Here is a 25,097-nt window from a genome sequence, read left to right as displayed (position 1 = left end):
GAAAACGCGGGTCGCGGGCCGGTGAAAAGTTTTTTGCCGCCGACCAATCCGAAAGGCGGCCCCGCTCCGTATACCCGTCCGTCAAAGCAAGTCGGCACTGAGGACGGACGGCATGACACCTCTCTTCTCCAGGAGCGGCACGGGACGCACGGGCCTGGTCACGCTCATCTGTGGCGCGCTGGCCGCCGGGGGGCTCGCAGCCGCCGGCGTCGCCACGCTGGAACCCGGGGCGGCATCCGCCTCCTCCCACCGGGAGGCGCCGCTGATCTCGGGCACCCCGCAGTACGACAACACCGACCTGTACGCGTTCGTCAGCCCGGACAAGCCCGACACGACGACGATCGTGGCGAACTGGATCCCGTTCGAGGAGCCTGCGGGCGGCCCGAACTTCTACACCTTCGCCGACGACGCCCAGTACGACCTCCACATCGACAACAACGGCGACGCGCAGGGCGAGTTGGTGTTCCGCTACACCTTCAAGACCCACACCAAGAACGGCAACACGTTCCTCTACAACACCGGTCCGGTCACCAGCCTGGACGACCCGGACCTCAACATCACACAGACGTACGACATCGACCTCGTCCGGCTGAAGAACCAGCACGAGATGTCGAAGACCAAGCTCGCCGACGACGTACCGGTGGCACCGTCGAACGTCGGCAAGGCGTCCATGCCGGACTACGGCAAACTGCGGGCGCAGGCGGTGCACAAGACGGCGGGCGGCGCGGCCACCTTCGCCGGGCAGGCGGACGACCCGTTCTTCCTGGACCTGCGCGTCTTCGACCTGCTGTACGGCGGGAACCTCACCGAGGTCGGCCGGGACACTCTCAAGGGCTACAACGTCAACACGATCGCGCTCCAGGTCCCGAACGACCTGATCCGCGAGTCGTCCCACCAGCCGGTCGTCGGCATCTGGTCGACCACCCAGCGCCGTAACGCCCAGGGCTACTACAGCCAGGTCTCGCGCCTCGGCAACCCGCTGGTCAACGAGGTCGTCAACCCGCAGAAGGACAAGGACAAGTTCAACGCGTCCCAGCCCTCGTACGACGCGCAGTTCCTGAAGAACGTCACCAACCCGGAGCTGCCGAAGCTCATCGAGTCGATCTACAAGATCAAGGCGCCGGCCGAGCCGCGCAACGACCTGGTCGACGTGTTCCTCAAGGGCGTCAAGGGCCTCAACCAGCCGCCGAACGTGAAGGCTTCGGAGCAGCTGAGGCTGAACACCTCGATCAAGCCGGCCATGCATCCCAAGCGGCTCGGTGTCCTGGACGGCGACAACGCGGGCTTCCCGAACGGCCGTAGGCTCACCGACGACGTGATCGACGAGGCGCTGCAGGTCGTCGAGGGCGAACTGGTCGGCTCCAAGAACGACCTGGGTGACGCGGTCGACAAGAACGACAAGAAGTTCGAGAAGTACTTCCCGTACGTCGCCGAGCCCACGGCCGGCTCGCGCGGCCGGCTCGCCAAGGGCACGACCGCGGGGGCGGACGTCCGCAGCCAGCTCGGTGACGCCCTGCAGCCGGCCGGGTCCTCCTCCTCCGGCTCGGGCAACACCGTGCTGATCGCGGCCTCCGCTGCCTCCGGTGCGGCCGGGATCCTGCTGATCGTCACCGCCCTGGCCTGGTGGCGCCGGCGCATGCAGCGCGCGTACTGACGCGCACCCCCCTTGAGACCGGCGCGGCCCGTGTTCCCCCTCCCCCACGGCGGGCCGCGCCTCCCAGACGACCGACGGAGGAGAGGGCATGGGCCCGCGCACGCAGGACGACGAGACGGACGGCCGGAGCCCGGGCACGGCACCGCCTTCGGCTCCGGGAACGGAGACCTCCGGCATGGCCGGGCATCCGCGGGACCAGGAGAACGAAGACGCCGTCGCGGGCGTGGCGGCGCGGGGCGGTGAGACCGCCGGCGCACGCGTGCCCGCGGAGACGGGCGACAGCCCCGGCGAGCGTCCGGCGCCCGGTGACGGCGAGAGCGCCGGCCGGGTCGACGGCGAGCGGGTGGAGGAGCGGGCCGCGGCCGTTCGCCGGGTCCGGGATGCCGGGGGGCGTTGGCGGGCCGGGCGGCTGCTCGGGTGTGCCGCTCTGCTGGCGGTCGCACTGACCGGCGGTGCGCTCGCTCTCGGCGCGCAGCGGACGCCGGCGTCCGTGCCGGTCGCCGCCGAGGCCGCCGGCCCCGGTGTCCTGGGCGGCGGGAACCTGGACGCGAGCATCACCGCGCTCCAGGCCCATCTACGGGCCCAGCCGAAGGACTCCGGAAGCTGGGCCACCCTCGGTCTGGCCTACGTCGAGCAGGCGCGGACCAAGGCCGATCCCTCCCGGTATCCGCAGGCGGAGCAGGCGCTGCGCCGGTCCCTGTCGCTGGCACCGGACAACGACCAGGCCCTGGCCGGCCGCGCCGCCCTCGCCGCCGCCCGGCACGACTTCGCGGGCGCCCTGCACTTCACGGACGCTGCCCTGCGGCAGAACCCGTACAGCGAACGTGCCCTGTCCTCCCGCATCGACGCCCTGGTCGAACTCGGCCGTTACGCAGACGCGTCCAGGGCTGCGACGACCGCCGACGCCCGCAAGCCGGGCGTGCCGGTGTTCACCCGGTACGCGTACGTGCACGAACTGCGCGGGGACGTCGGCACGGCGCGCCGGGTCCTCGAACAGGCGCTGACCGCCTCCACCGCACCCGGAGACACCGCGTACGTGGCCACCCAGCTCGGCCAACTCGCGTGGAACCAGGGCGACCACAGGACGGCACTCCACTACTACGCCCGTGCCCTGGCCGCCGACGACACCTACCTTCCGGCGCTCGAAGGCCGGGCCCGGGCGCGGGCGGCGGGCGGTGACCGCGCCGCTGCGATCAAGGACATGGAGGCGCTGGTCGCCCGCTCCCCGTTGCCCGGCCCGCTGGTCGAGCTGGGCGAGCTGTACGAGGCGCGGGGCGCGGCCGGCGACCGGGCGCGCGCCCGCCGGCAGTACGCGCTCGTCGACGCCTGGATCGCGCTGGCCCGCGCCAACGGCGTCAACGCCGACCTGGACACCGCGCTGGCCGCCGCCGACCACGGCGACAAGGCGGCCGCCCTGCGCGCGGCCCGGGCCGAGTGGGCACGCCGGCACACCGTGCACACCGCGGACGCCCTCGCCTGGGCACTGCACGTCAACGGCCACGACGACGAGGCCCTGCCGTACGCCCGCCGGGCCACCGAAACCGGCTACCGCAACGCCGTCTTCCGCTACCACCGCGGAGTCATCGAACTGGCCACGGGACACCGGGCGGCCGGCCGCGCCTCGCTGGCCTCGGCCCTGAAGCTGAACCCCGGATTCTCCCCGCTGGGTGCCGCGCGGGCCCGCAAGGCCCTGGAGGAGACCAAGTGAAGCCGCGTCTGCTGTGCGTCCTCCTCGCCGTGTGCGCCCTCGTGCTCCTGCCGGCCGGCGCCGCGGGCGCGCACCCCCTCGGGAACTTCACGGTCAACCGCTACGACGGTCTGGTCGCCGCTCCCGGGCAGCTCCGCATCGACCATGTGGAGGACCTGGCCGAGATCCCGGCGACGCAGGTCAAGCCCGAGTTCGACCGGCTGGGCCCGGCCGCGTGGGCCGAGCAGCGGTGCGCGCAGGCCGCCGCGGGCAGCAGGCTCACCGTCGACGGCCGTACGACCACGCTGCGGGCCGCCCGCAGCAGCGCGCAGCTGCGCCCCGGCCAGGCCGGGCTGGACACCCTGCGCGTGGTGTGCCGGCTGACCGCGCCGCTGCCCCGCGGCGGCGCCGTCACCCTCGGCTTCCACGGCGCGGGCGCCACCGGCGGGCCCGGCTGGCGGGAGATCACGGCGCGTGGCGACCGTATGACGCTCACCGCGACGGACGTGCCGAAGACGTCCGTCTCCAGGGAACTCACGTCCTACCCCGAGGACTTGCTGTCCTCGCCCGCCGACACGAGCACGGCCTCGCTGCGGGTACGGCCCGGTGGTGCCGCCCTCGCCGCCGGCCCCGCGGCGCCGGACGCGCCGGGCGCCGGTGTGCTGCCGCGGGGTGCCGACCGCTGGACCCAGGCCCTCGACAGCCTGGTGGCCCGGCACGACCTCACCCTCGGTTTCGCGGCCCTCGCGCTGCTCATCGCGCTCGCCCTGGGCGCGATGCACGCGCTCGCACCGGGCCACGGCAAGACCCTGATGGCCGCCACGGCAGCGGCACGCGGGGGCCGGGCCCGGCCGCGGGACGTGCTTCCGCTGGCCGCCTCGGTCACCGTGACCCACACCCTCGGCGTGGTCGCCCTGGGCCTGCTGGTCACGGCCGGTTCCGCGGCCACGCCGACGGTGATCGCCTGGCTGGGCATCGCCAGCGGCGCCCTGGTGCTGGCGGCGGGTGTCACCCTCGTACGCCGGGCCTGGCGCCACCGGGCGCAGGGTGCCGCGCATGCCCATCCGCATCCGCACGAGGAGGTGAAGCGGCGACAGTTGGCGGCGGTCGGCGCGGGTGGCTCCGCCCCTGGGGGCGCCGACCACCATCACCACCACGACGCCATGGAGCACGCCCACGGAGACCACACCGATGCACAAAGCCGTGGCGACCACGCCCATGGGGGGCACACTCATGGCGACCACACCCACGGGGAGCACGCCCATGGCGACCACGCTCATGGGGAGCACCCTCACACCCGCGGCCGCGGCCACGACAGCAGCCATAGCCATGGGGACCACAGCCATGGCGACCACACCCATGGGGACCACACCCATGGCGGCCTCACCCACACCCACGGCGGGCACACCCACACCCACGCCGTCGCGCCCACTCTCCGCGGCACGATCCTGCTCGGGTTCGCCGGTGGACTGGTGCCGAGCCCGTCCGCCGTGGTCGTGCTGGTCGGTGCCGCCGCGCTCGGCAAGGCGTGGTTCGGGCTGCTGCTGGTCACCGCCTACGGAGCCGGTCTCGCGCTGACGCTCACGGCGGCCGGTTTCGCCGTCGTACGGCTGGGTTCGGGCGCGGCGCGGGTGCTGGAGCGGCGCCCGCGCTGGACCGCGCACCCGATGACCGCTCTGGTGCGCCGGACCCTGCCGCTGGTGTCCGCGCTGGTCGTCGTCGCGCTGGGTACCGGATTGGTGCTCAAGGGGGCTGCATCCGCGCTGAGCTGAGCTACTTTTGTGGAGAATTCGCGCGAGATGCCTTGGGGGGCGCCCGTGTCCGAAGAGCCGGGCCGTGAACGTGTGATCGCGGGCCGTTACCGTCTGCTGTCCCCGCTCGGAGAGGGGGGCATGGGGACCGTGTGGCGCGCCCGCGACGAGGTGCTGCATCGCGAGGTGGCCGTCAAGGAGGTGCGCGCCCCGGCCGGGCTGGCCGCCTCCGAGGTCGAGCGGATGTACGCACGCCTGGAGCGGGAGGCGTGGGCGGCGGCCCGGGTCGCGAACCGCAACGTGGTCACGGTGTACGACGTGGCGATGGAGGGCGGCCGGCCGTGGATCGTGATGGAGCTGGTGCGCGGACTGTCGCTCGCCGACCAGCTGGAATCGGAGGGTCCGCTGCCGCCGCAGCGGGCCGCGCAGATCGGTGCCGAGGTGCTGTCCGCGCTGCGCGCCGCGCACTCCGCCGGCGTGCTGCACCGGGACGTGAAGCCGGCCAACGTGCTGCTGGCCGACGACGGCCGGGTGGTGCTCAGCGACTTCGGGATCGCCACGGTGGAGGGCAGTTCGGCGCTGACCATGACCGGTGAGGTGATCGGCTCGCCCGAATTCCTCGCCCCGGAACGCGCGCTGGGGCGCACCCCCGGCCCGGAGTCGGACCTGTGGTCGCTGGGCGTGCTGCTGTACGCGGCCGTCGAGGGCATCTCCCCGTTCCGGCAGGACACTCCGCTCAGCACACTGCGGGCGGTGGTGGACGAGGAGTTGCCGCCGCCGCGCTGGGCCGGTCCCCTGGCGCCCGTCATCAGGGGGCTGTTGCGCAAGGACCCCGCCGAGCGGCTGCCGGCCGAGCAGGCGGAGCGGGATCTGCGGCTGGTCGCGGCGGGCGGGACGCCCCGGTCGGACATGGCGCCCACGGTGTCGCCGTTCGCGCCGTACGCGCCGACGACGGCAGCCCGGCCCCCGGAGCCGTCCCGCACTCCCCCGATGCCGTTGCCCGGCGGACACCCGGACCCGGGCACCACGGCCACCGCGCCGGAGCCGCGGCCGGAGCGCAACCGCCGTGCCGCCGTCGTGCTGGTCGCGGGGCTGGTCGCGGTCGTGCTGGCGCTGGCGGGACTGACGTACGCGCTGCTGAACCGCGACAGCGGCGACAAGCGAGGGACCAACGCCACGAACGCCGACGGGACGAGCCACGAGGTGCACTCCCCGACACCGAGCGCCGCCACCGACACGGACACGGACACGGAGGGCGCGTCGCCCGCGCACAGCAGCGCTTCGGCGAGCAGCCGGCCGGCCCAGTCGGTGGGCGTCACCCTGACCGGCGCGCACACGACGTACTCCGGTGCCTGTCCGCCGGCGGCCGGGCAGGCACCGTCCTTCACGGCGGCGTTCACGGTGGGGCGGCTGCCCGCGCAGGTGGAGTACCGGTGGGTGCTCGCGCACGGGTCGGCGCCGGACCCCGGCTGGAAGACGCTGCCGTTCCCGGCGGACGGCCCGCGCACCCGGCAGCAGCAGGTGACGGTGACGACGTACGCCGAGAGCGGGACGGTCGAGAACGAGATCAGCGTGGAGGTGCGCGGTCCGGTGCGGGCCACGTCGGACTCGGTGCCGTTCTCGGTGACGTGTACGACCGAGGCGGAGACCCCGTCGAGCGGGGCCTCCGCCTCACCATCCGGTTCACCCTGAGCGGCGGACCGGGAAGTTCACCCTCACGGGCGAGCCCGTACGGGTCATGCCGCGTTCGTCAGCACCGGCAGGTAGCCGCCGGACTGGCCGGCCGCGGTGGGGTGGTACGACTCGCCGATGTTGAGCCAGTTGACGCTGTGCAGCCAGGAGTTGCTGGAGCAGATCTCGTGACCGGTGAACGTGGTGCGGACGTCGCCGAAGACGAAGCCGTGTGCGGTGGCGCGGACCTTGACGGCGGCGTCGATGTAGTCGGCGGCGCCGTTGATCGCGGACCGCTTGGCCTCCGAGAGACCGAGGCAGGACTGGCCGAGCAGATAGAAACGCGGGTAGCCGATGACGACGACCCGGGCGGACGGGGCTTTGGCGCTGATCGCGTTGTAGACGGTGTCCAGCTTGCCGGGAAGCGTGGAGTCGACGTACGCCTTGGCAGTGTTGATCTTGGAGATGCAGGCGCTGTCGGACTGGAGCACACAGGTCGTCATGACGTCGGCGAAGCCGGCGTCGTTGCCGCCGATGGTGATGGACACCAGTGAGGTGGACGAGTTCAGCGAGCCGAGCTGGCCCGCGAGCACGTCGTCCGTCTTCGCGCCCGAGCAGGCGTTGAAGGCGAACGAGGACGGGCTGTGGGCGGCGTTCCAGAGGTACGGGTACGCCTTGGTGCTTCGGTTGCAGCTGCCGCTGGAGCTGATGTAGCTGCCGGCACCCACCCCGGAGGAGTAGGAGTCGCCGAGCGCCACATAGCCGCCGGCTGCGGCCGTCGAGGAGGCCTGCGCCGAAGCGGCCCCGGAGAGACCGAGGCCGGCGGCGAGGAGGAGCGAGGTCACGAATCCGGTAAGTCGGGAACGTCTCATGGAACCTCCCTTTAGCAGGATCTCTGCCTCAACTGTCGTAGCAACTACGCGTGTTGACGGGAAGTGTTCATGCCAAGACTTTTGCGGTCTCAACAGGATCAACCCAAGTCGTTCACCGTGCATGTATTGCGTCTGCATGCGAGATCAGTTGACGCCGGGTCAACCGGCGCGAAGGGAACGTTTGTGTGCAAGGAACCGTCTTCTTGACGGCCCACCCGGATCTGCGCCACATTGAAGCCCGGCATCCGGCGCGTCGGGGGGCAAAGTCGCCAATGCAGACCTTACGCATCAAGACACCTTCGCCAGACGGTGCCGCAGCGGACACCGAGCGGGCACGGCCAGGACCGGGGAGGGACCTGTCGCCGCTGCTCGCCGGGGCCGCGACCGCCGTAGCGGCGGTCGGTGCGCTGCTCGCACTCGTCGGCTCCGACGCACCACTGCGCGCTCCGTGCACGCTGTTCTTCCTGCTCGTGGCGCCGGCCGCGGCGATCGCAGCGGCGCTGCGCGGACTGGATCCGTTCGGCCGCACGGTGACCGCCCTTGCGGGATCGGTCGCCGTGAACATGCTGGTTGCCCAGGGCATGTTGGCCGCGCACCGCTGGTCGGCCCGCGGCGGGGTGGTCGCGGTGACCGTGCTGAGCCTGCTGCTTCTCTTCCTGGCGCTGCTCCGGGAGCGAATTTCCGGAAAACGCGCGCAGAAGTGAACGATGTGGGCCAAGGTGATGTAAGGGCAAAACCAACAAAAACGTGAGGCACCCTTCCGGGTCTTGCGTTTCGGGTTCAACCGTCAATACCGTCATACATCTCACCCGTACCGGATCGTCGGCACACGGCTCAGGGGAGGGTTCAGGGCCACGGCGACTCCGGCGCGGGGCGCGGTAGGGGGGTGCCGTGCTCGGTGACCACAACTGTGACCGAGTCGTGCCGCGCGACCGGCTGCCGTCGTTTTCCGGCAGACCGGCCAGCTTTGCCAGCTCTTCTGCGGACACGGAGACCGCTCCGGGCGCCGGCCCGGAGACCGGCTCGCCGTACCGAAGACGAGAACCCCCCTTTCGAACCGGACACAGAGCCGGGCCGCCCCCGGGCGGGCGGTCCGCCGGACGAGAGGGAAAAACAACCATGAGTTCCGTTCTGCGCCCGCCTGGTTCGGGTCAAGATCCTCTGCTCGCCGCCCACTACCGGCCCATCTCCTCTCATCTGGCGATCACTCCGCCGGTGAGCGTGGTGATTCCCGCCATGAACGAGGCGGAGAATCTGCCCTACGTCTTCAAGACCCTGCCGGGCTGGATACACGAAGTGGTCCTGGTGGACGGCAATTCCACGGACGACACCGTCGACGTGGCGCGATCCCTGTGGCCGGACGTCAAGGTCGTCGGACAGCAGGGCAAGGGCAAGGGGGATGCCCTGATCACCGGGTTCGAGGCCTGCACCGGCGACATCATCGTGATGGTCGACGCGGACGGCTCGGCCGACGGAGGCGAGATCGTGTCGTACGTCTCCGCCCTGGTCTCGGGTGCGGACTTCGCGAAGGGCTCGCGTTTCGCCAACGGCGGTGGCACGGACGACATGACCTTCATCCGCAAGCTCGGCAACTGGGCGCTGTGCACCATCGTCAACCGCAAGTTCGGCGCCCGGTACACCGACCTGTGCTACGGATACAACGCGTTCTGGCGGCACTGCCTCGACAAGATCGAACTCGACTGCACGGGCTTCGAGGTCGAGACACTGATGAACATCAGAGTGGTCAAGGCGGGCCTTAAGGTGCAGGAGATCCCGAGCCACGAGTACCTCCGCATCCACGGCACCAGCAACCTGCGGGCCGTGCGGGACGGGTTCCGGGTGCTGAAGGTGATCCTCGGGGAACGCTCCAACCGGCGGGAGCTGCGCAGCCAGGATCACCACTCCCCGCTGCTCGACACGGTCGGGGGAGAGGTGTCTTGACAGATCCCGGCATCTCCGTCGTGATCTGCGTGTACACCGAGGACCGCTGGGAGGACATCCTCGCGGCGGTCTCCTCGGTGCGCGCGCAGTCGTACCCGGCGCTGGAGACGCTCCTGGTCGTGGACCACAACCCGGCCCTGAAGGACCGGCTGGCCCGCGAGTACAAGGAGACCGACGGCGTCCGGGTGCTGCCCAACGCCGGCCCGCGCGGCCTCTCGGCGGGCCGCAACACCGGCATCGCCGCCTCCAGCGGCGACGTCATCGCCTTCCTGGACGACGACGCCGTGGCCGAACGGGACTGGCTGCGCCGCTTCGCGGAGGGGTACGCCGATCCGCGGGTGCTGGCGGTCGGCGGCCGTACCGAGCCGGTCTGGGCGTCGGGCCGGCGGCCTGCCTGGTTCCCGGAGGAGTTCGACTGGGTGGTGGGCTGCACCTACAAGGGACTGCCGCCGGGCCGGGTCCGGGTGCGCAACGTCCTCGGCGGCAACGCCTCCTTCCGGCGTACGGCGTTCGAGGCGGCGGGCGGCTTCGCCACCGGCATCGGCCGCGACGGCGACCGCCGCCCGCTGGGCTGCGAGGAGACGGAACTGTGTATCCGCCTCACCCGGGCCCGCCCCGACGCCGTCCTGCTCATCGACGACCGCGCGGTGATCCACCACCGGGTGCCCGCGCCCCGCGAGCGCTTCGCCTACTTCCGCACCCGCACCTACGCCGAGGGCCTGTCCAAGGCGCTGGTGGCGAAGAGTGTCGGCGCGGACAAGGGCCTGGAGTCCGAACGCCGGTACGCCCTCAGGGTGTTGCCGGCCGGCCTCGCACGCGGCCTGAGGGACGCGCTGCTCGGCCGCCGGGGCGGAGGGGGACGGGCGGGCGCGATCGTGGCCGGTGTACTGAGCGCCGCCGGCGGCTATGCGGTGGGCAGCCTGCGTGCGCGGCGGGCGGGTACGGCCTTCTCGTCGGCGCCGATCGCAGGAGGCACCGAACCGGCCCGAGGCGACGGCGCGTCGGCCCGACCCGGCGGCACGTCGGCCCGACCCGGCGGCACGTCGGCCCGAGGTGGCGGCACGTCGGCCCGAGGTGGCGGCACGTCGGCCCGAGGTGGCGGGGCGTCGGCCCGAGGTGGCGCGCATGAATGACGCTCCCGTGCCCATCCTGATGTACCACTCCGTCGCCGACGCCCCCAACGACGCCACCCGTGCCCTGTCGGTCACGCCCGAGGCGTTCGCGGAGCAGATGGCGCTCATCGGCGACCTCGGCCTGACCCCGCTCACCACCGCCGACCTCGCGGCCCGCTGGCGCTCCGGCCGCCCGCTGCCCGCCCGGCCGGTGCTGATCACCTTCGACGACGGCTACGAGGGAGTGCACCGGCACGCGCTGCCCGTGCTCGCCCGGCACGGCTTCCCCGCCACCCTGTTCGTCTCCACCGGCTGGCTGAGCGGCCCGCACGGCACCGGGGGCGGCCTGGACACCATGCTCGACTGGGAGCAGGTGCGCGAGCTGACCTCGGCCGGTGTCGAGATCGGCGGGCACAGCCACACCCATCCGCAGCTCGACCAGCTCCCCGACCCCGCGCTGCGCACGGAACTGACCCGCTGCACGGAGATCGTCGCGGCCGAACTCGGCGCGTGCCCAGTGTCGTTCGCCTACCCGTACGGTTACTCCAGCCGCCGGGTCCGCCGGGCCGTGCGCGCGGCCGGGTACGCCCAGGCGCTCGCCGTCGGCAACGGTCTCGCCCGCCGCCGGCAGGGCCCGTACGCGCTGCATCGGGTCACGGTCCGCCGCGGCACGGGCGCCGAGGAGTTCGAGCGGCTGCTCGACGGCCGCGCCATCGCCCGCACCTTCGCCAGGGACCGCGCCCTCACCAAGGGCTACGCCCTCGTCCGCAGAGCCCGCCAGGTCCGCCGGAAGGCCATCCGTACCCGTGTCTGACACGACCACCACGACCGAGACCGAGACCCCCGACGCGACGGTGCCGGAGAAGGCCGGGCGCCGGCTGCGGCTGCCCGGGACCGGCCGGTCCGCCGGCGGGAGCCCGCTGTTCCGCAACGCCTACGCGCTGATGCTGAACACCGGCATCTCCGCCGTACTCGGACTCGGCTTCTGGCTGGCCGCGGCCCGCTACTACTCGGAGTCGGCGGTCGGCCAGGGCTCGGCCGCCATCGCCGCGATGAAGCTCCTCGCCGGGCTGACCGCGGTGACCCTGACCGGCGCCCTGGCCCGCTTCATCCCGGTCTCCGGGGACCGCACCGGACGGCTCGTCTTCCGTACCTACGCGGGAAGTTCGCTGATCGTGGCGCTGGCCGCCGGAGTGTTCCTGCTGACCCTGGACATGTGGGGGCCGTCGTACCGCTTCCTGCACGGAACGGTCAACGGGCTCGGGTTCGTCCTGGCCGTCGCCGCGTGGAACCTGCTCACCCTGCAGGACGGTGTGCTGACCGGGCTGCGCAGCGCGCCCTGGGTGCCGGTGGGCAACACCGTGTTCTCGGCGGTGAAACTGGCCCTGCTCGTGGCATTCGCCGTCGCCCTGCCGACCACGGGTGTCTTCGCGTCCTGGGTGGCCGCGATCGCCACCTCGGTGCTGCCACTGGGCTGGCTGGTGTTCCGGCGGCTGGTGCCCCGGCACGTCATGGAGACCGAGGACCACGCCGACCCGCCGAAGCTGAAGGAGATCGGGAGGTTCCTGGCCGGGGACTACACCGGCTCGCTGTTCTCCCTCGCCGTGGTCTACCTCGTGCCGGTGATCATCGCCGCGCAGGTCAGCTCCGAACAGAACGCGTACTTCTACATCACCACCACCATCGGCGGTACGACCAATCTGCTCGCCATCAACATGGGCGCCTCCCTCACCGTCGAGGGCTCGCACGACCCGGCGCGGCTGGCCGCCAACACCCGGGCCGCGCTGAAGCGGATGGCCCGGATCATGCTGCCGATCGCGGCTCTGCTGTTCGTCGGCGCGCCCTGGATCCTGGGGGTGTTCGGCGCCGGCTACGCGGACGCGGCCACCCCGCTGCTGCGCTGGTTCGCGGTCGGCGCGGTGCTGCGGACGGTCATGGAGACCCACTTCGCGGTGCTGCGCGCGCAGAGCCGGACAGCCGGTCTCGCGTGGCTGCAGGGCCTGTTGTGCGTGCTGGTGCTGGGCCTGACCCTGCTGCTCCTGCCCCGGATGGGGCTGACCGGCGCGGGCGTCGCCGAGATCTCCAGCCTCGCGGTGATCGTGGCGATCGCCGCGCCGAAGCTGTGGCGGACGGTACGGTCCGCGCGCGCCGACGTGGCGGACACGACCGCACCGGACGGAGACCTCGCCGACCTGGGGACGCTCCCCGGCTCCCGGCTCCTCCCCCACTCCCGGTCACGCTCGAACGGCGGGACCACGAGCGCGGGGACCCCCACCGTCCCGGCCGCTTCTGCGGATCACCGGCCTGGCCCGGCCTGGGCACTGGACTCCGACACCCTGGCCCTCGGCATCCATGTGGACTTCGACCATGTGGAGCGCCGGCCGGACGTCCGCCCGGGCCCGGGTACACCTCCTGCGGGCACATGGATCCCGGTGCCGGCCGGGAACCGGTCGGCGGGAGCCGAACCGGAGGACGCCGTACCGGTGTATGCCATACCGGTGGACTCCGTACGCGAAGAAGCCGAGCCCGAGGACGCCGTACCCGAGGACGTCGTACCCGAGGACGCCGTGCCGGTCGGGCCGCCGCCGTCGCCCGCGCGCGGGCGCCTGCTGCCCACCCGGGCCGGAGTCGTCCTCGGCTGCCTGCTGGCGGCGGCGCTGCTGCTGTACTGGGTGCCGGCGCTGCGGCTCGGCGAGGCGGACCTGGACCGGATGGGCGGGCTGGGGCTGGTCTCGGTACTGCCGTTGCCGACCCTGGTCGGGGCCGCGCTGCTGATCACCGTGTTCGCCGCGCTGCTCTGGCTGCGCCGCGAGCACCGGGCGCTGCTCCTGGTCACCCTGCTGGCGACCGTGGTGTCACTGCACGCGCTGCCCGCGGTGATCGAGACCGAGCCGCGGTTCCCGACGGCCTGGCAGCACCTGGGGTTCATCGACTACATCGACCGGACCGGCTCGGCCGTACCGGACCTGGACGCCCGCTGGAGCTGGCCGGGCTTCTTCGCGGTGGCCGCCTTCGTCGGCCGGGCGTGCGGGGTGACCGACTTCACCGAGGTCATCCGGTGGTGGCCGACGGCGGTGCAACTCGCCTATCTGGCACCGGTGTTACTGCTCACCCGAGCGCTGCGGGCGAGCTGGCGGGCGAAGTGGACCGGTGTGTGGATCTTCGTGCTGAGCGGTTGGGTCGGCCAGGACTACTTCTCCCCGCAGGGCTTCACCTATCTGCTGTACCTGGCGTTCGTGGCGATCCTGCTGGTCTGGTTCCGGCCACCACGGGTGATCTGGGCGCGGTTCCGCCCCGGTGAGGCCGAGGTGGTACCGGCCGACCGGCGGCAACGGGCCGTGCTGCTGGTGGTGTTGATCGGCCTGTACGCGGCGAGCGTGCCCGCGCATCAGCTCACCCCGTTCGTGATGCTGGGCGTGCTCGCGGCGCTCGTCCTGCTCGGCCGGTCCGAACTGCGCGGCCTGCCCCTGCTGTTCGCGGTGCTGGTCGCGGTCTGGGTCGGCTTCATGGCCGAGCCGTACTGGTCCGGGCACTTCGACGATCTCTTCGGCGGGGTCGGCGGGGTCGGCAGCAATGTCTCGACCTCGGTCTCCGGCCGTATCCAGGGCGGGAGTTCGTCCCACAAGCTGGTGCTGTACGTACGGGTGCTGCTGGCCGGCTCGGTGCTGGCCCTGGCCTGCTGGGGCTGGCTGCGCCGCCGTCGGCTCCGGTACCACGAACGGTCCCTGCTGGTCCTCACCTTCGTGCCGTTCCTGGGCTTCGGGATGCAGTCGTACGGCGGTGAGATGGCGCTGCGGGTCTTCATGTTCGCGGTGCCGGGTGCCGCCCTGCTCGGCGGGCTCGCCCTCTTCCCGCGCACCGGCGTCACGGCACGGGAGCGCGCGCGGGAGCGGCGGTGGCTCGCCGTGCCGGCGGCGCTGCTCGCCGGGCTGCTGCTGATGGGCGGATTCCTGGTGGCCCGCTGGGGCAACGAGCCGTTCGAGCGGACCCGGCCCGGCGAGGTCGCCGCGATGAACTGGGTGTACGCCCACGACAAGCCGTCGGCACGGTTGCTGTGGCTGACCCAGGACGAGGTCAACGACGTGACGCCGGCACTGCCGTGGGGCGCGCGGGACATGGAGCGGGTGAACTATGTGCCGACGCTCGCGCCGGCCGACCCGGTGCTGGTGTCGGGCCTGGTCAAGGCGCTCAAGGATGCCGGTCCGAACTCCTACCTCATGGTCAACCGGAGCCAGGTGACCTATCTGGAGATGGACGCGGGGTACCCGGCGACCTGGGCGCCCCGGCTGATCGGGAACCTGGACGCCCGGCAGGAGCTGACGAAGGTCGTCGTCAACGACGACGTCACCGTCTATGCGTTGCGCAAGCAGCCGGCGGATCCGGTGCCCGAGCCGGATCCGGGGCCGATCGGGCCGCAGGTGACGTGGACGCCGTGGTCGGTGGTCGGTGCGCTGGCCGCCGCCGTCCTGATCGTGCTGCTGGCCGCCCGGGAGCTGGTCGGGGTCGCGGTCCGGCCGAGCGTGCGCCGACTGCGGTTGCTGCAGGGCAGCTTCTGGTTCTCGCTGCCGCTGCTGGCGGTGGTGCTGGCCTCGCTGGTGCAGCGGTTCCTGACGATGAAGTGACGATGAAGAGAGGGGGTGGCTCAGCGGTCGAGCCACTTCACCTCGTGGGCGCGCAGGCCGAAGCGTTTGCCGTCGACCTGTGCGCTGATCGCCCGGCCGAGGGTGTTGACGACGAGGACGGCCCTGTCGTCGGCGAGGACGCGGACGTTGGGCACGTCGTCGGGGGCGACGGACACGGTCTCGTACCGCGTGCCCGGCGGGAACTCGGCGGCGAACCGGGACACCAGGTCGTACATGGGGAGGGGCTTCCCGCCGCCCGCGCGGTCGGTCGGGGACCACAGGCAGCCGGGACAGCGGCCCGTCTTCTCCTCCGGGTTCCAGTAGAAGCCGGTGCCGGCGCCGCCCTGCACCATGGCGATCATGCCGGTGGCCTGGACGGCGACCCGGTGCGGTTCGGTCCAGCCCTTGCGCTCGTCGTTGCCGTCGCCGGGCTCCACGTAGTACTCGGCCCACCACAGGGGCAGGTCGTGGGTCTGCCGCCGTACCCATTGGCCGACGGCGGTGAGTTTGCCGGTGGCCGCGAACTCGTCGGGGAGCAGTTCGTCGTCCCGGGTGTAGCTGGAGCCGTCGACCACGGTGAAGTCGGCGCCCTCCTTGTGGGCGTTCCAGTAGGAGAAGGCGTCCAGGACCCGCCGGTCCATGGCACCCCACGGACCCTCGAGCGCGGTGGAGGCGTTCGGGTCACGCGGGTCGACGCTGTCCATGACCAGGTACGGGCCGCCGACCATGATGTCCTTGTCGACCTTCTTCAGCGCCCGGTACACGAGGTTGTACATCGTGGTGTAGCCCTCGTAGTCCCAGCGGGACTCGGTGTCGTTCCAGAAGCCCTTGAACTCGTTCCAGACGATGAAGTGCCGGACGTCCGGGTAGCGCCGGGCGACGGTCGCCGCGAGGTCGGCGAAGTCCTGGTAATGGCCGGGGGTGGGCGGGGTCTCCAGCGCGGCCTGGCTCCAGTCGGTGCTGCCGGCGCCGGCCCTGCCGCCCTTCATCCAGTCCGGTGAGCAGCACAGGGTGATCACCGGGGTGCCGCCGGAGGCACGGACGAAGTCGATCCGGCGGTCCAGCGCGCCGAAGTCGTAATGTCCCTCGACCGGTTCGGGGTTGTCGGCGCCCCAGCCCATGATGTGCTGGTTCTGCGGCAGCCCGCCGCCCCTGCCGAGGAGTTGCTCCACGCGTGCGGTGGCGGCCGTCGGTCCCTGGTCGGCGCTGTACTGGGTGTGCGTGAAGCCCCAGCCGACATACGGTTGCGGTCTTCCGGCCGGTGTGGCCGGGGTGCCGTGCACCTTGTCGCCGTCGCGTGTGGTGCCTGCGGTGCTCGGGGCGCCGGACAGAGTGCTGAACAGGGTGACCACCAGGGCCAGCGCGGCCGCACCCACACCGAGCAGGGCGGTGAGCCGCCACCGCCGATTCCCCGCATCCCACCCATCAGGTCGCATCGAGGACACAGTAATGGCCGGGGACAGCCGGAGAGCAGGTCTTGGGAAGACCAGGGACGAACACAGCATCCCCTGCACGGCGCGGGGCTGCTCCGGCATGCGGCTCCGCCGCGCGGGCCCGGCCGGTCACGGCGACCGCGGTTGCCGGACCGCTCTTCCGGAGGAGCGATTCGCAGCGGAAATGCCGTGCACGGACGGCATCCGTGCCGGATCATGGCGGCATGGCTGCCAACCCGCACGACGCTCTGCCGATCCGGCTCCACGTCGACGACTCCGACTCGCCGTCCGACGTCGTCGACGCGCTGTTCCTCGGCCGTTTCGCGACGGGCGAGCAGCCGTACTCGCACGCGGCGAACATCGACCGGGTGCGCTCGGGCGCGACCCTGCTGCCGGAGGGCGCCGAGGTGCTGCGGGTCGCCCGCGACGACGACCGCAGCGCGACCCTCGCCGAGGGGGACGGCTGGACCCTGCTGGTCTCCCGCTGGAACCGGGGCGCGGACGTGACGGTCACGGCGACCAGCGCGGAACTGGCGAAGCGGATCCTGGACCAGGCCACGGACGGCGCGGCCGACGATCCCGAACCGCAGCCGGAGAACGTGACGATGGGGTTCTGGTACGTGTCCCCGCGGCGCGGCCCGCACCGCACCACCCGCCAGATCTCGGCGGGCACCTGGGACGAGGTGCGGCCCAACTACACGGGACCGGTGGCGGACGCGATGGACCGCCTGATGAAGACGACCCCCGAGGACATCGCGGGCCGGCTGCTGCTGCTCCACGGTCCGCCCGGCACCGGCAAGACCTCCGCCCTGCGCACCCTGGCCCGTTCCTGGCGGGACTGGTGCCAGGTGGACTGCGTCCTGGACCCCGAGCGGCTCTTCTCCGACGTCGGCTATCTGATGGACATCGCCATCGGCGAGGACGACGGCGCGGGCAAGGGCCGCTGGCGGCTCCTGCTGCTGGAGGACTGCGACGAGCTGATCCGCGGCGAGGCCCGGCACACCGCGGGCCAGGCCCTGTCCCGGCTGCTGAACCTCACCGACGGCCTGCTCGGCCAGGGCCGCAACGTCCTGGTGGGGGTCACCACCAACGAGGACCTGGAGCGCCTGCACCCGGCCGTGGTGCGCCCCGGCCGCTGTCTGGCCCGCATCGAGGTGGGCCCGCTGACCCGCCGGGAGGCGGTGACCTGGCTCGGCACCGAGGAGGGCGTCAGCCGCGAGGGGGCGACCCTGGCCGAGCTGTACGCGCTGCGCCGCGGCACGACCCCGACTTCGGTGCCGGGTGCCCGGGAGGGCGCGGACGCGGGCCTGTACCTGTAGTGCTTTCATGAGGGTATGACCCTGTTCGTCGGCACGTCGGGGTGGCAGTACAAGGACTGGCGGGACCTCGTCTATCCGGCCGGGGTCCCGGCGCGGCTGTGGCTGGAGGAGTACACCCGGCTGTTCGCGACCGTGGAGATCAACAACGCGTTCTACCGGCTGCCGTCGCGGGAGAACTTCGAGGCCTGGCGCGACCGTGTCCCGCCGGACTTCGTCGTGGCGGTCAAGGCCAGCCGCTATCTCACCCACATCAAGCGCCTGAAGGAACCCGAGGAGCCGGTCCACCGCCTGATGACCCACGCGCAAGGCCTCGGCGACCGCCTGGGCCCGGTCCTCGTCCAGCTCCCGCCGACCCTGCGCGCCGACCCTGCCCTGCTGGACACCTGCCTGGCCTGCTTCCCGTCCGGTACGCGGGTCGCCGTGGAGCCCCGCCACGACTCCTGGTGGGCCCCGGAGCTGCGGCGCGTCCTGGAGTCCCGGGGCGCGGCCCTGTGCTGGGCGGACGTCCTGGCCCGCCCGGTCACCCCGCTGTGGCGCACCACCGACTGGGGCTACGTCCGCTTCCACCAGGGCCGCGCCCAGCCATGGCCCCGCTACGGCAAACGGTCCCTGGAGACCTGGGTGGACCGCATCGCGACGACCTGGTCGGACCGGGAGGACGTGTACGCGTACTTCAACAACGACCCCGGGGGCGCGGCGGTGCAGGATGCGGTGGTCTTCGGGCGGGCGGCGAGGAGAGCGGGCCTGACGGTGACACGGACACCGGAGCCGACGAGAGCCAGGTAGCCCCTCGCACCGCTCACTCAGGCAGCCCCTTGCAGACCGGACAGCCACGACGGCGGAACCCGGCGGCGCCGAACCCTGCTCATCCGCAAGAAGTGCCCTGCTCCGCTCATGCCCGGAAGGGGTGCCCTACTCCCCGTAGGCGGCCCGCAGGGCATCCCGCACCGCGGCCAACGCCTCCTCCTCGCCCAGCCCCAGCCGCCGCACCCGCTCCGCATAGGCCTGCGCGGCCGACGACGCCTCCCGCTCCGCAGCCGAGCCGGCGGCAGCCACGAACGTGCCGTTGCGCCCCCGCGTCTCGATCACCCCGTCACCCTCCAGCGCCCGGTACGCCTTTGCCACCGTGTTCACCGCGAGTCCCAGGGACTCGGCCAGTCCCCGCACGGTCGGCAGCCGGTACCCGACGGGAAGCGCCCCGGACCGTGCCTGCTCGGAGATCTGCGCCCGCACCTGCTCGTACGGGGGCGCGCTGTCGTCGATGCGGATCTTCAGGCTCACAGTGCCGATTGTCCCGCACCCGCCGGAAAATGAGAGGCAGATCGGCCTCCACGCCCCGTACGGTGCCTCACCATGACCGTCCTCGTACGTGATCTCCGCCCTGACGACCCGGCCGACGCGGAGGGCTTCGTCCGCGTCCGTCGCCTCGCGCTCCCGTACATCCTGTTCACGCCGGAGTCGGTCCGGCACACGGCCGCCCACACCCACCCCGACGCCCGCTACCGGCCGCTGGTGGCGGAGGAGGACGGCGAGGTGATCGGCACGGCACAGGTCCATCTGGCCCACGACAGCCCGGAGCCGGGTCAGGGCTGTCTGAACATCTACGTCCGCCCGGACCGCACCCGGCGCGGTGCCGGCCGGCTGCTGGTGCAGGCCGCCGAGGAGTACCTGGCGTCCCTGGGCGCGACCAAGCTGTTCGCCTGGGCGCTGGACGAGCCGGCCAACCGTGCCTTCGCCGAGCGGCGCGGCTACCGGCAGGGCCGCAGCGGCCACTTCCTCCGGCTCGACCTGGCACACGGCACCCTCCCTGCACTGCCGGAGATCCCGGCCGGCGTGGAACTGCGCACCGCCGCCGACTTCGCCGACGATCCCCGGCCCCTGTTCGATCTGGACGCCGAGACGGTGCTGGACGAACCGGGCGACATCCAGGCGGAGTTCACGGACTACGACGCCTGGATCGCGCAGACCTGGAATCACCCGCTGCTGGACCGGGAGCTGACCACGGTCGCCTGCGTCGACGGCCGTCCGGTCGCCTTCACCGTGGCCTACACCGACGGCGGCACCCGTTACGTCACGGCGATGACCGGCACCGCCCGCGCCCACCGCGGCCGGGGCCTGGCCAAGCTCGCCAAGGTCCATGGGCTGCACCGGGCCCGTGCCGCCGGCATCACCGAGGCCTTCACCGGCAACGACACCGGGAACGGCCCGATGATCGCCATCAACGAGTGGCTGGGGTACGAGAGGTGCGCGACGGAGGTGCGCTATGTCCGCGAACTCGGCTGAGCCGGTGGACCGGTTGGAGGTCGTCCTGGTCAAGGCCGGCCGTACGAAGATCCGTTATCCGGCGGAGCTGCTCCAGGACGACGGCGTGCGGATCGCCGTACGCGCTCCGTGGGCGGGCTCCGGGGTGCGCGACTTCGGGTTCGTGCGCTTCGAGCCGGGTGACGTGTTCACCGAGTACTACTGGCGGGACCGGTGGTACTCGGTGAAGGAGGTCCGCGCCGCAGACGGTGCCGTGAAGGGCTGGTACTGCGACATCACCCGCCCCGCGGTGCTCTCCGGCAGGGACCTCGTCGTGGAGGATCTCGACCTGGACCTGTGGCGCTCCGCGGACGGCCGGGACGTACGCCGGCTGGACGAGGACGAGTTCGCCGAGAGCGGGCTGGGCGAGACGGACCCGGAGGCCGCGTCCGCCGCCGTTGCCGCCCTGGACACGCTGGAGGAGCTGGCGACCCGAGAGGGCGGCTTCACGCAACTGCTGGCCTGACAGGACCGACGACCGCGGGTCCCGGCTCCCCGCCCATGGCGCCGGGACCACAGGACGCCGGGACGCCGATGCCACACGGCTGCCACCACTCCGTACCGTTCGCCGCCCACGACCCTGCCCCCAGCACGGCGTCACCGGACAGTCACTCCACGCGCACGTCCCGGGCGAGCGGCTCCAGCAGTCCGATGGTCCCGCAGGCCGTGGTCCGGCTTCTCCCGGAAGGAGACGGCACGGGCATCCCGGCCCGCTTCCGGGGCAGCTGCAACCGTGTGCTCGTTCCCGCTCGTCATGACCTCAAAGTGACACACGCCACTGACAGTGCGGACGTGACAGCCGCCACTGACAAACCGGAACCGATGAGGAACTCTCCCCAAAAGCGTCTGTCGCCGTGACACCGCGGGACTCGACGGGCGCTGAAGGAGGCAGCCATGCGCCGCGTGACCGTGCAGAAGCCCCTGAAGAGGACGGACACCCGCCGACTCCGCGAGGAGACGGAAGAGCGCCCCAGGGAACGCTCCGAGGTGCGCAAAGACATCGCCCGCACCTGGTGGCCCGACGGTTGACGCCGGGACGCCTCAGTCCAGCCGCTTGCGGTAGTGGATGCGGTCGTACGGGCCGTCGACGCGCCGCTCCACGATCTCGTACCCGTGTCTCGGGTAGATCTTCTGGTTCTCCCACATCATCGCGTTGGTGTAGAGCCTGACCTCCGCGAGGCCCCGCTCACGCGCGTGTGCGTCGACGAAGTGCAGCAGCCGTCGTCCGACGCCCGTGCCGTGGGCCGCGGGACGGACCGCGATGCTGTCCAGGAAGAGGTGGTCGGCGAAGGCTTCGATCACCACCAGTCCGTCGACGGGTTCCCCGGTGACGAAGACCCTGCCGGCGGCCACGTCCGCCGCGTGGTCCGCCTCCATGGGCTGCGGAACCACGCCGATGCGCTCGATGTAGGGGCGGTAGGCCGCGTCCGTCACCGCCTTCACGGCCGGCACGTCGTCCGCGGCGGCGCGCCGTATCCGTTCGGGACCCGTGCTCCCGCCGTTGTCGGTCATGCACGCAGAGTATCTGTCTGAGCCCAGCCTGAGCGCCTCCTTAAGCGAACCATAAGGATCCCCTCCACCCGCCGTCAGCAGGCGATTCCACGGTTCTTCGGGGCTAGCTTCTGATCACCCCCACGGGATCCAGCACACCCCACGGACCGTTCCGAGGAGTTCCGCATGCCCACCAGCCGCAGGGCCAAGGCGTCCGCCGTCGCCGCGCTCGGCCTGGCACCGCTCGCCCTGACCGCACTCGCCGCCGCCCCCGCGTCCGCGCACGGCTCGCTGGGCGACCCGGTCAGCCGGGTCTCGCAGTGCTACGCGGAGGGACCGGAGAGCCCGAGGTCGGCCGCGTGCAAGGCGGCCGTTGCGGCCGGCGGTGCGCAGGCGCTGTACGACTGGAACGGCATCCGGATCGGCGACGCCGCCGGACGGCACCGGCGGCTGATCCCGGACGGCAAGCTGTGCAGCGCGAACAACGAGGAGTTCAAGGGCCTCGACCTGGCCCGCGCCGACTGGCCGGCGACGAGCGTGCGCAGCGGCTCGTACACCTTCAAGTACCGCGTGACGGCCCCGCACAAGGGCACGTTCAAGGTCTATCTCACCAAGGCCGGTTACGACCCGGCGAAGCCGCTCGCCTGGTCCGGCCTGGACCTGGAGCACCCGGTGGCGACGGTCACCGACCCGGTGCCCTCGGGCGGCTTCTACACGTTCTCCGGCACGCTGCCCGAGCGGTCCGGGCGGCAGCTGCTGTACGCGGTCTGGCAGCGCTCGGACAGCCCGGAGGCGTTCTACTCCTGCTCGGACGTGCAGTTCGGCGGAGCGGGCGGTGGCACGGGCGGCAGCGGCGGGACCACCCCGGCGCCGACCGCCTCCGCACCCTCGGACGAGCAGATCGAGGCGGGCAGCGACAAGTCGACCGTCGAGCACCACGGGCACGGGGACGACGACGCCGGCACCTCGGCGGAGCCGTCCGCCGGCCCGGCCCGGTCCGCCGCCGCCCCGGCCAACCGGCCGAAGGCGGCCGGGACGCCCCGCAGTCTCGCCGAGACGGGCGCGTCCCCCGGTACCTCGTACCTCGCGATCGGCGGCGCGGCGGCGCTGGCGATCGGCTCGGCGGCGCTGTTCCTGTCGGTGCGGCGGCGCGCGGCGGGTGGCGGCCGGCGCCGGTGACGGTTGCGGGGCCTGTCCGGCGGCTCAGGCCGGGCAGGCCCCGACGGCATGTCAGCTGAAGACCGATGCGCAGGTGGTGGCGGTGGCGTGCGCGGGGTCGAGCGCGTTGGCCACCTCATGGAACGCGATCCGGTCGAGCAGGCCGATCGCCACGTGTTCGGAGAGGTCGGGCGAGCACAGGTCCTGGAGCAGGACGTTGTGGACGTCGGAGCCGCTCAGGTACTGGCTGCGCCAGGGGGTTGCCACCTCGTCGTACTTGGTGGCGATGACCGTGTAGTGCACTCCGGGGACGGTGTCGCCGCCCGCGTTGAGTCTGGTGAGGAAGGCGGAGCCGGGGATCTGGTCGGCGAGGCCGGGGGTGGTGGCCTTGACCAGGTCTTCGGCGCCGGGGAAGTACGGCAGCAGGTGGGTGAGACCGCTCAGGGTGGCGCCGTGGTTGTCGGGGGCGATGCCGACGAGGGCGTTCACCTTGTCCGCTCCGCCGAGGAACTTCAGGTAGTGGCGGGGCATCATGCCGCCCTGGGAGTGTCCGACCAGGTCGGCTTTGCCGGCCCCGGTGGCGGCGAGCACCTTGTCGACAAAGGCGGAAAGCTGCCCCGCGGACTTGTCGATGGGGCCGAGACCGTGGAAGAACGGAACCCCGGGCAGCTGGCCGTAGTCGAGGGAGTAGACGCAGTATCCGCGGCTTGTCAGGTAGGGGGCGAGGCCGAGCCAGTTGTCGACCGAGTTGCCCAGGGTGCCGTGGACGAGGATGACGGGACGGGGGTGGGCGGCGGAAGGCTTGCAGGAGTAGTCGTTCCATCCGCTGGTGACCGCGTCCGACGTGCCGGCGCTGGCGGTGGCGGCGGGTACGACGGCGACGACGGCGGTGAGGAGCAGCGCGGCGAGGGGTCTGAGCACTCGCTTCCAGGGCAGCATCGTGTGATCTCCTTGCGGCTCACGGGAGGTGCACGGCCTAACCCTGTGATCCGGATCACGGGATGCTGTTCACTCGTCAAGTTACGAGCGAGTAGTGCAAGTGTGAAGTTACGCGTCAGTAAAAACTTCCAGTGATAGCCGGCGCTCCGCGGACCCCTGACGAGCCATCACCAGGCCGGCCGGATCGGACCGTAGGGGGCGATCCGCGACAACCGGTCCCGCAGTGCGTGCACTTCACCCTCGCCCAGCAGCTCGACCCACCCCCGCACCACCTCGGCGGCCGCCTGCTCCGCCGCCCGGGTGCAGGCCCACCCACGCTCGGTCAGCACGACCAGCCGGGCCCGCGCGTCCTCCGGATGCGGTCGCCGCTCGGCATACCCCCTGCGCACGATCTCGTCCACCAGCTGGCTCGCCGCCTGCTTGGTCACCCCGAGGTGCGCGGCCAGCTCGGTGGCGGTGGCCCCGCCCGGGGCCAGCCGGGCGAAGGCGAATCCGTGGGCGGGCCGGACATCCGTGAAACCCCGGGCGACCACGCCGTCATGGATGCGCTGAGTGAGGTCGCCCGCGGCGGCGAGCAGGGCGGCGGACAGGGCCATGGCTTCGGAGTTCTGCACGGAGGCATTGAAACACCCTTGACAGGACAGTCAAGCAGCTTGACTATATGGTCAAGCTACTTGACCAGTTTCCTCCTTCGAACGGAGATCACCCCATGCCCGTCATCCGCTCATCGCAGGCCGTGACCCACGAGATCCACGGCGCCCGCTTCGTCGCGTACGCCAACCCGCGCTCCGGCAGCAAGGAGCTGTGCGCCTGGCGCGGCGAGATCCCGGCCGGCACCAAGGCGCCCGCCCACACCGTCAACCGGGAGGAGATCTTCCATCTGCTCGTCGGAGAGCTGCTGATGACCCTCGACGGTCACACCGAGCGGATCTCGGCGGGCGACACGGTGATCGTCAACCCCGGCGCCACCCTGACCGTCGAGAACCCCACCGATCACACCGCCATCTCCTGGGTCACCACCTCCGTCGGCCTGGAGGCACAGCTCGCCGACGGCACGACCCTCACCCCGCCCTGGGCCAACTGACGGAGGGCCGGCCCGGGCCGCGGGCGCGGCCACCGGGGGGACGGCCGCCGCGCGCCGCGCCG

The 25,097-nt window shown here is 72.0% G+C and carries 22 protein-coding genes; 16 read left to right on the top strand and 6 right to left on the bottom strand.

Going from position 1 to position 25,097, the window contains the following annotated elements:
• Positions 1-112 precede the first annotated feature (112 nt).
• The 4 genes from ACZ4SF_RS15870 to ACZ4SF_RS15855 all read left to right on the top strand — a co-directional run bounded on the left by ACZ4SF_RS15870 (position 113) and on the right by ACZ4SF_RS15855 (position 6,784).
• Positions 113-1,654 (top strand): DUF4331 domain-containing protein, encoded by a 1,542-nt coding sequence (locus ACZ4SF_RS15870; protein WP_468383907.1) that lies wholly within the window; start codon positions 113-115, stop codon positions 1,652-1,654.
• A gap of 88 nt (positions 1,655-1,742) precedes the next feature.
• A complete protein-coding gene (locus tag ACZ4SF_RS15865; protein ID WP_468383904.1) occupies positions 1,743-3,362 on the top strand; it encodes a tetratricopeptide repeat protein in 1,620 nt (539 codons plus the stop codon).
• A complete protein-coding gene (locus ACZ4SF_RS15860; protein ID WP_468383901.1) occupies positions 3,359-5,113 on the top strand; it encodes a nickel transporter in 1,755 nt (584 codons plus the stop codon). The genes ACZ4SF_RS15865 and ACZ4SF_RS15860 overlap by 4 nt, the downstream gene beginning before the upstream one ends.
• A 27-nt stretch (positions 5,114-5,140) precedes the next feature.
• Complete coding sequence (locus tag ACZ4SF_RS15855) at positions 5,141-6,784, top strand: serine/threonine-protein kinase (RefSeq protein ID WP_468383899.1); 1,644 nt, start codon at positions 5,141-5,143, stop codon at positions 6,782-6,784.
• Positions 6,785-6,828: 44 nt separating this feature from the next.
• Here the strand turns inward: ACZ4SF_RS15855 and ACZ4SF_RS15850 are convergent, their stop codons facing one another.
• Entirely contained in the window at positions 6,829-7,635 is an 807-nt protein-coding gene (locus ACZ4SF_RS15850) for an SGNH/GDSL hydrolase family protein (RefSeq protein WP_468383897.1), read from the bottom strand.
• A 203-nt stretch (positions 7,636-7,838) separates the two neighbouring features.
• Between ACZ4SF_RS15850 and ACZ4SF_RS15845 the strand changes: the two genes are divergently transcribed.
• The 5 genes from ACZ4SF_RS15845 to ACZ4SF_RS15825 all read left to right on the top strand — a co-directional run bounded on the left by ACZ4SF_RS15845 (position 7,839) and on the right by ACZ4SF_RS15825 (position 15,310).
• A complete protein-coding gene (locus ACZ4SF_RS15845; protein WP_468383894.1) occupies positions 7,839-8,339 on the top strand; it encodes a hypothetical protein in 501 nt (166 codons plus the stop codon).
• 415 nt (positions 8,340-8,754) lie between these two features.
• On the top strand, positions 8,755-9,576 hold the full coding sequence (locus ACZ4SF_RS15840; RefSeq protein ID WP_468383891.1) for a glycosyltransferase family 2 protein: 822 nt from the start codon (positions 8,755-8,757) through the stop codon (positions 9,574-9,576).
• Positions 9,573-10,709, top strand: a complete 1,137-nt coding sequence (locus ACZ4SF_RS15835; protein WP_468383888.1) for a glycosyltransferase family 2 protein — start codon at positions 9,573-9,575, stop codon at positions 10,707-10,709. The genes ACZ4SF_RS15840 and ACZ4SF_RS15835 overlap by 4 nt, the downstream gene beginning before the upstream one ends.
• Positions 10,702-11,502, top strand: a complete 801-nt coding sequence (locus ACZ4SF_RS15830; RefSeq protein WP_468383886.1) for a polysaccharide deacetylase family protein — start codon at positions 10,702-10,704, stop codon at positions 11,500-11,502. Before ACZ4SF_RS15835 ends, ACZ4SF_RS15830 begins: the two co-directional genes overlap by 8 nt.
• Positions 11,495-15,310, top strand: coding sequence for a lipopolysaccharide biosynthesis protein (locus ACZ4SF_RS15825; protein ID WP_468383884.1), 3,816 nt, complete (start codon positions 11,495-11,497; stop codon positions 15,308-15,310). Before ACZ4SF_RS15830 ends, ACZ4SF_RS15825 begins: the two co-directional genes overlap by 8 nt.
• 20 nt (positions 15,311-15,330) lie before the next feature.
• On the opposite strand, the gene ACZ4SF_RS15820 is transcribed toward ACZ4SF_RS15825, so the two are convergent.
• Entirely contained in the window at positions 15,331-16,746 is a 1,416-nt protein-coding gene (locus ACZ4SF_RS15820; RefSeq protein ID WP_468383881.1) for a GH39 family glycosyl hydrolase, read from the bottom strand.
• A gap of 221 nt (positions 16,747-16,967) precedes the next feature.
• On the opposite strand from ACZ4SF_RS15820, the gene ACZ4SF_RS15815 reads away from it, so the two are divergent.
• Positions 16,968-18,062 carry a DUF5925 domain-containing protein gene (locus ACZ4SF_RS15815; RefSeq protein WP_468383879.1) on the top strand — a complete coding sequence of 365 codons (1,095 nt, stop codon included), beginning with the start codon at positions 16,968-16,970 and terminating at the stop codon, positions 18,060-18,062.
• A 15-nt stretch (positions 18,063-18,077) separates the two neighbouring features.
• Entirely contained in the window at positions 18,078-18,848 is a 771-nt protein-coding gene (locus ACZ4SF_RS15810) for a DUF72 domain-containing protein (RefSeq protein ID WP_468383876.1), read from the top strand.
• 126 nt (positions 18,849-18,974) lie between these two features.
• Here the strand turns inward: ACZ4SF_RS15810 and ACZ4SF_RS15805 are convergent, their stop codons facing one another.
• The gene (locus tag ACZ4SF_RS15805; RefSeq protein WP_468383874.1) at positions 18,975-19,343 is read right to left on the bottom strand and encodes a GntR family transcriptional regulator; all 369 of its coding nucleotides are present in this window, start codon (positions 19,341-19,343) and stop codon (positions 18,975-18,977) included.
• A gap of 72 nt (positions 19,344-19,415) precedes the next feature.
• On the opposite strand from ACZ4SF_RS15805, the gene ACZ4SF_RS15800 reads away from it, so the two are divergent.
• The 3 genes from ACZ4SF_RS15800 (at position 19,416) to ACZ4SF_RS15790 (ending at position 21,392) form a co-directional block, all read left to right on the top strand.
• A complete protein-coding gene (locus ACZ4SF_RS15800) occupies positions 19,416-20,345 on the top strand; it encodes a GNAT family N-acetyltransferase (protein ID WP_468383871.1) in 930 nt (309 codons plus the stop codon).
• Complete coding sequence (locus ACZ4SF_RS15795; RefSeq protein ID WP_468383868.1) at positions 20,326-20,829, top strand: ribonuclease FAU-1 family protein; 504 nt, start codon at positions 20,326-20,328, stop codon at positions 20,827-20,829. The genes ACZ4SF_RS15800 and ACZ4SF_RS15795 overlap by 20 nt, the downstream gene beginning before the upstream one ends.
• A 428-nt stretch (positions 20,830-21,257) precedes the next feature.
• A complete protein-coding gene (locus tag ACZ4SF_RS15790) occupies positions 21,258-21,392 on the top strand; it encodes a hypothetical protein (RefSeq protein WP_468383866.1) in 135 nt (44 codons plus the stop codon).
• Between the two features lie 12 nt (positions 21,393-21,404).
• Here ACZ4SF_RS15790 and ACZ4SF_RS15785 read toward each other — a convergent pair whose 3' ends face one another.
• Positions 21,405-21,875: a GNAT family N-acetyltransferase gene (locus ACZ4SF_RS15785; RefSeq protein WP_468383863.1), complete on the bottom strand. Its 471-nt coding sequence runs from the start codon at positions 21,873-21,875 to the stop codon at positions 21,405-21,407.
• 165 nt (positions 21,876-22,040) lie between these two features.
• Between ACZ4SF_RS15785 and ACZ4SF_RS15780 the strand changes: the two genes are divergently transcribed.
• A complete protein-coding gene (locus ACZ4SF_RS15780) occupies positions 22,041-23,033 on the top strand; it encodes a lytic polysaccharide monooxygenase auxiliary activity family 9 protein (protein ID WP_468383860.1) in 993 nt (330 codons plus the stop codon).
• A 51-nt stretch (positions 23,034-23,084) separates the two neighbouring features.
• Here ACZ4SF_RS15780 and ACZ4SF_RS15775 read toward each other — a convergent pair whose 3' ends face one another.
• Both ACZ4SF_RS15775 and ACZ4SF_RS15770 read right to left on the bottom strand, forming a co-directional pair.
• The gene (locus ACZ4SF_RS15775; RefSeq protein WP_468383857.1) at positions 23,085-23,951 is read right to left on the bottom strand and encodes an esterase/lipase family protein; all 867 of its coding nucleotides are present in this window, start codon (positions 23,949-23,951) and stop codon (positions 23,085-23,087) included.
• 167 nt (positions 23,952-24,118) lie between these two features.
• Positions 24,119-24,565 (bottom strand): MarR family winged helix-turn-helix transcriptional regulator, encoded by a 447-nt coding sequence (locus tag ACZ4SF_RS15770; protein ID WP_468383854.1) that lies wholly within the window; start codon positions 24,563-24,565, stop codon positions 24,119-24,121.
• 95 nt (positions 24,566-24,660) lie between these two features.
• Here ACZ4SF_RS15770 and ACZ4SF_RS15765 point away from each other — a divergent pair, with 95 nt between their 5' ends.
• A complete protein-coding gene (locus ACZ4SF_RS15765) occupies positions 24,661-25,035 on the top strand; it encodes a cupin domain-containing protein (RefSeq protein WP_468383852.1) in 375 nt (124 codons plus the stop codon).
• Positions 25,036-25,097: the final 62 nt, after the last annotated feature.

The sequence above is a fragment of the Streptomyces sp. NPDC027663 genome (genome assembly GCF_055566415.1).
The sequence above is the reverse complement of the archived record's forward strand: the minus strand, read 5'-3'. Positions and strand labels throughout refer to the sequence as shown.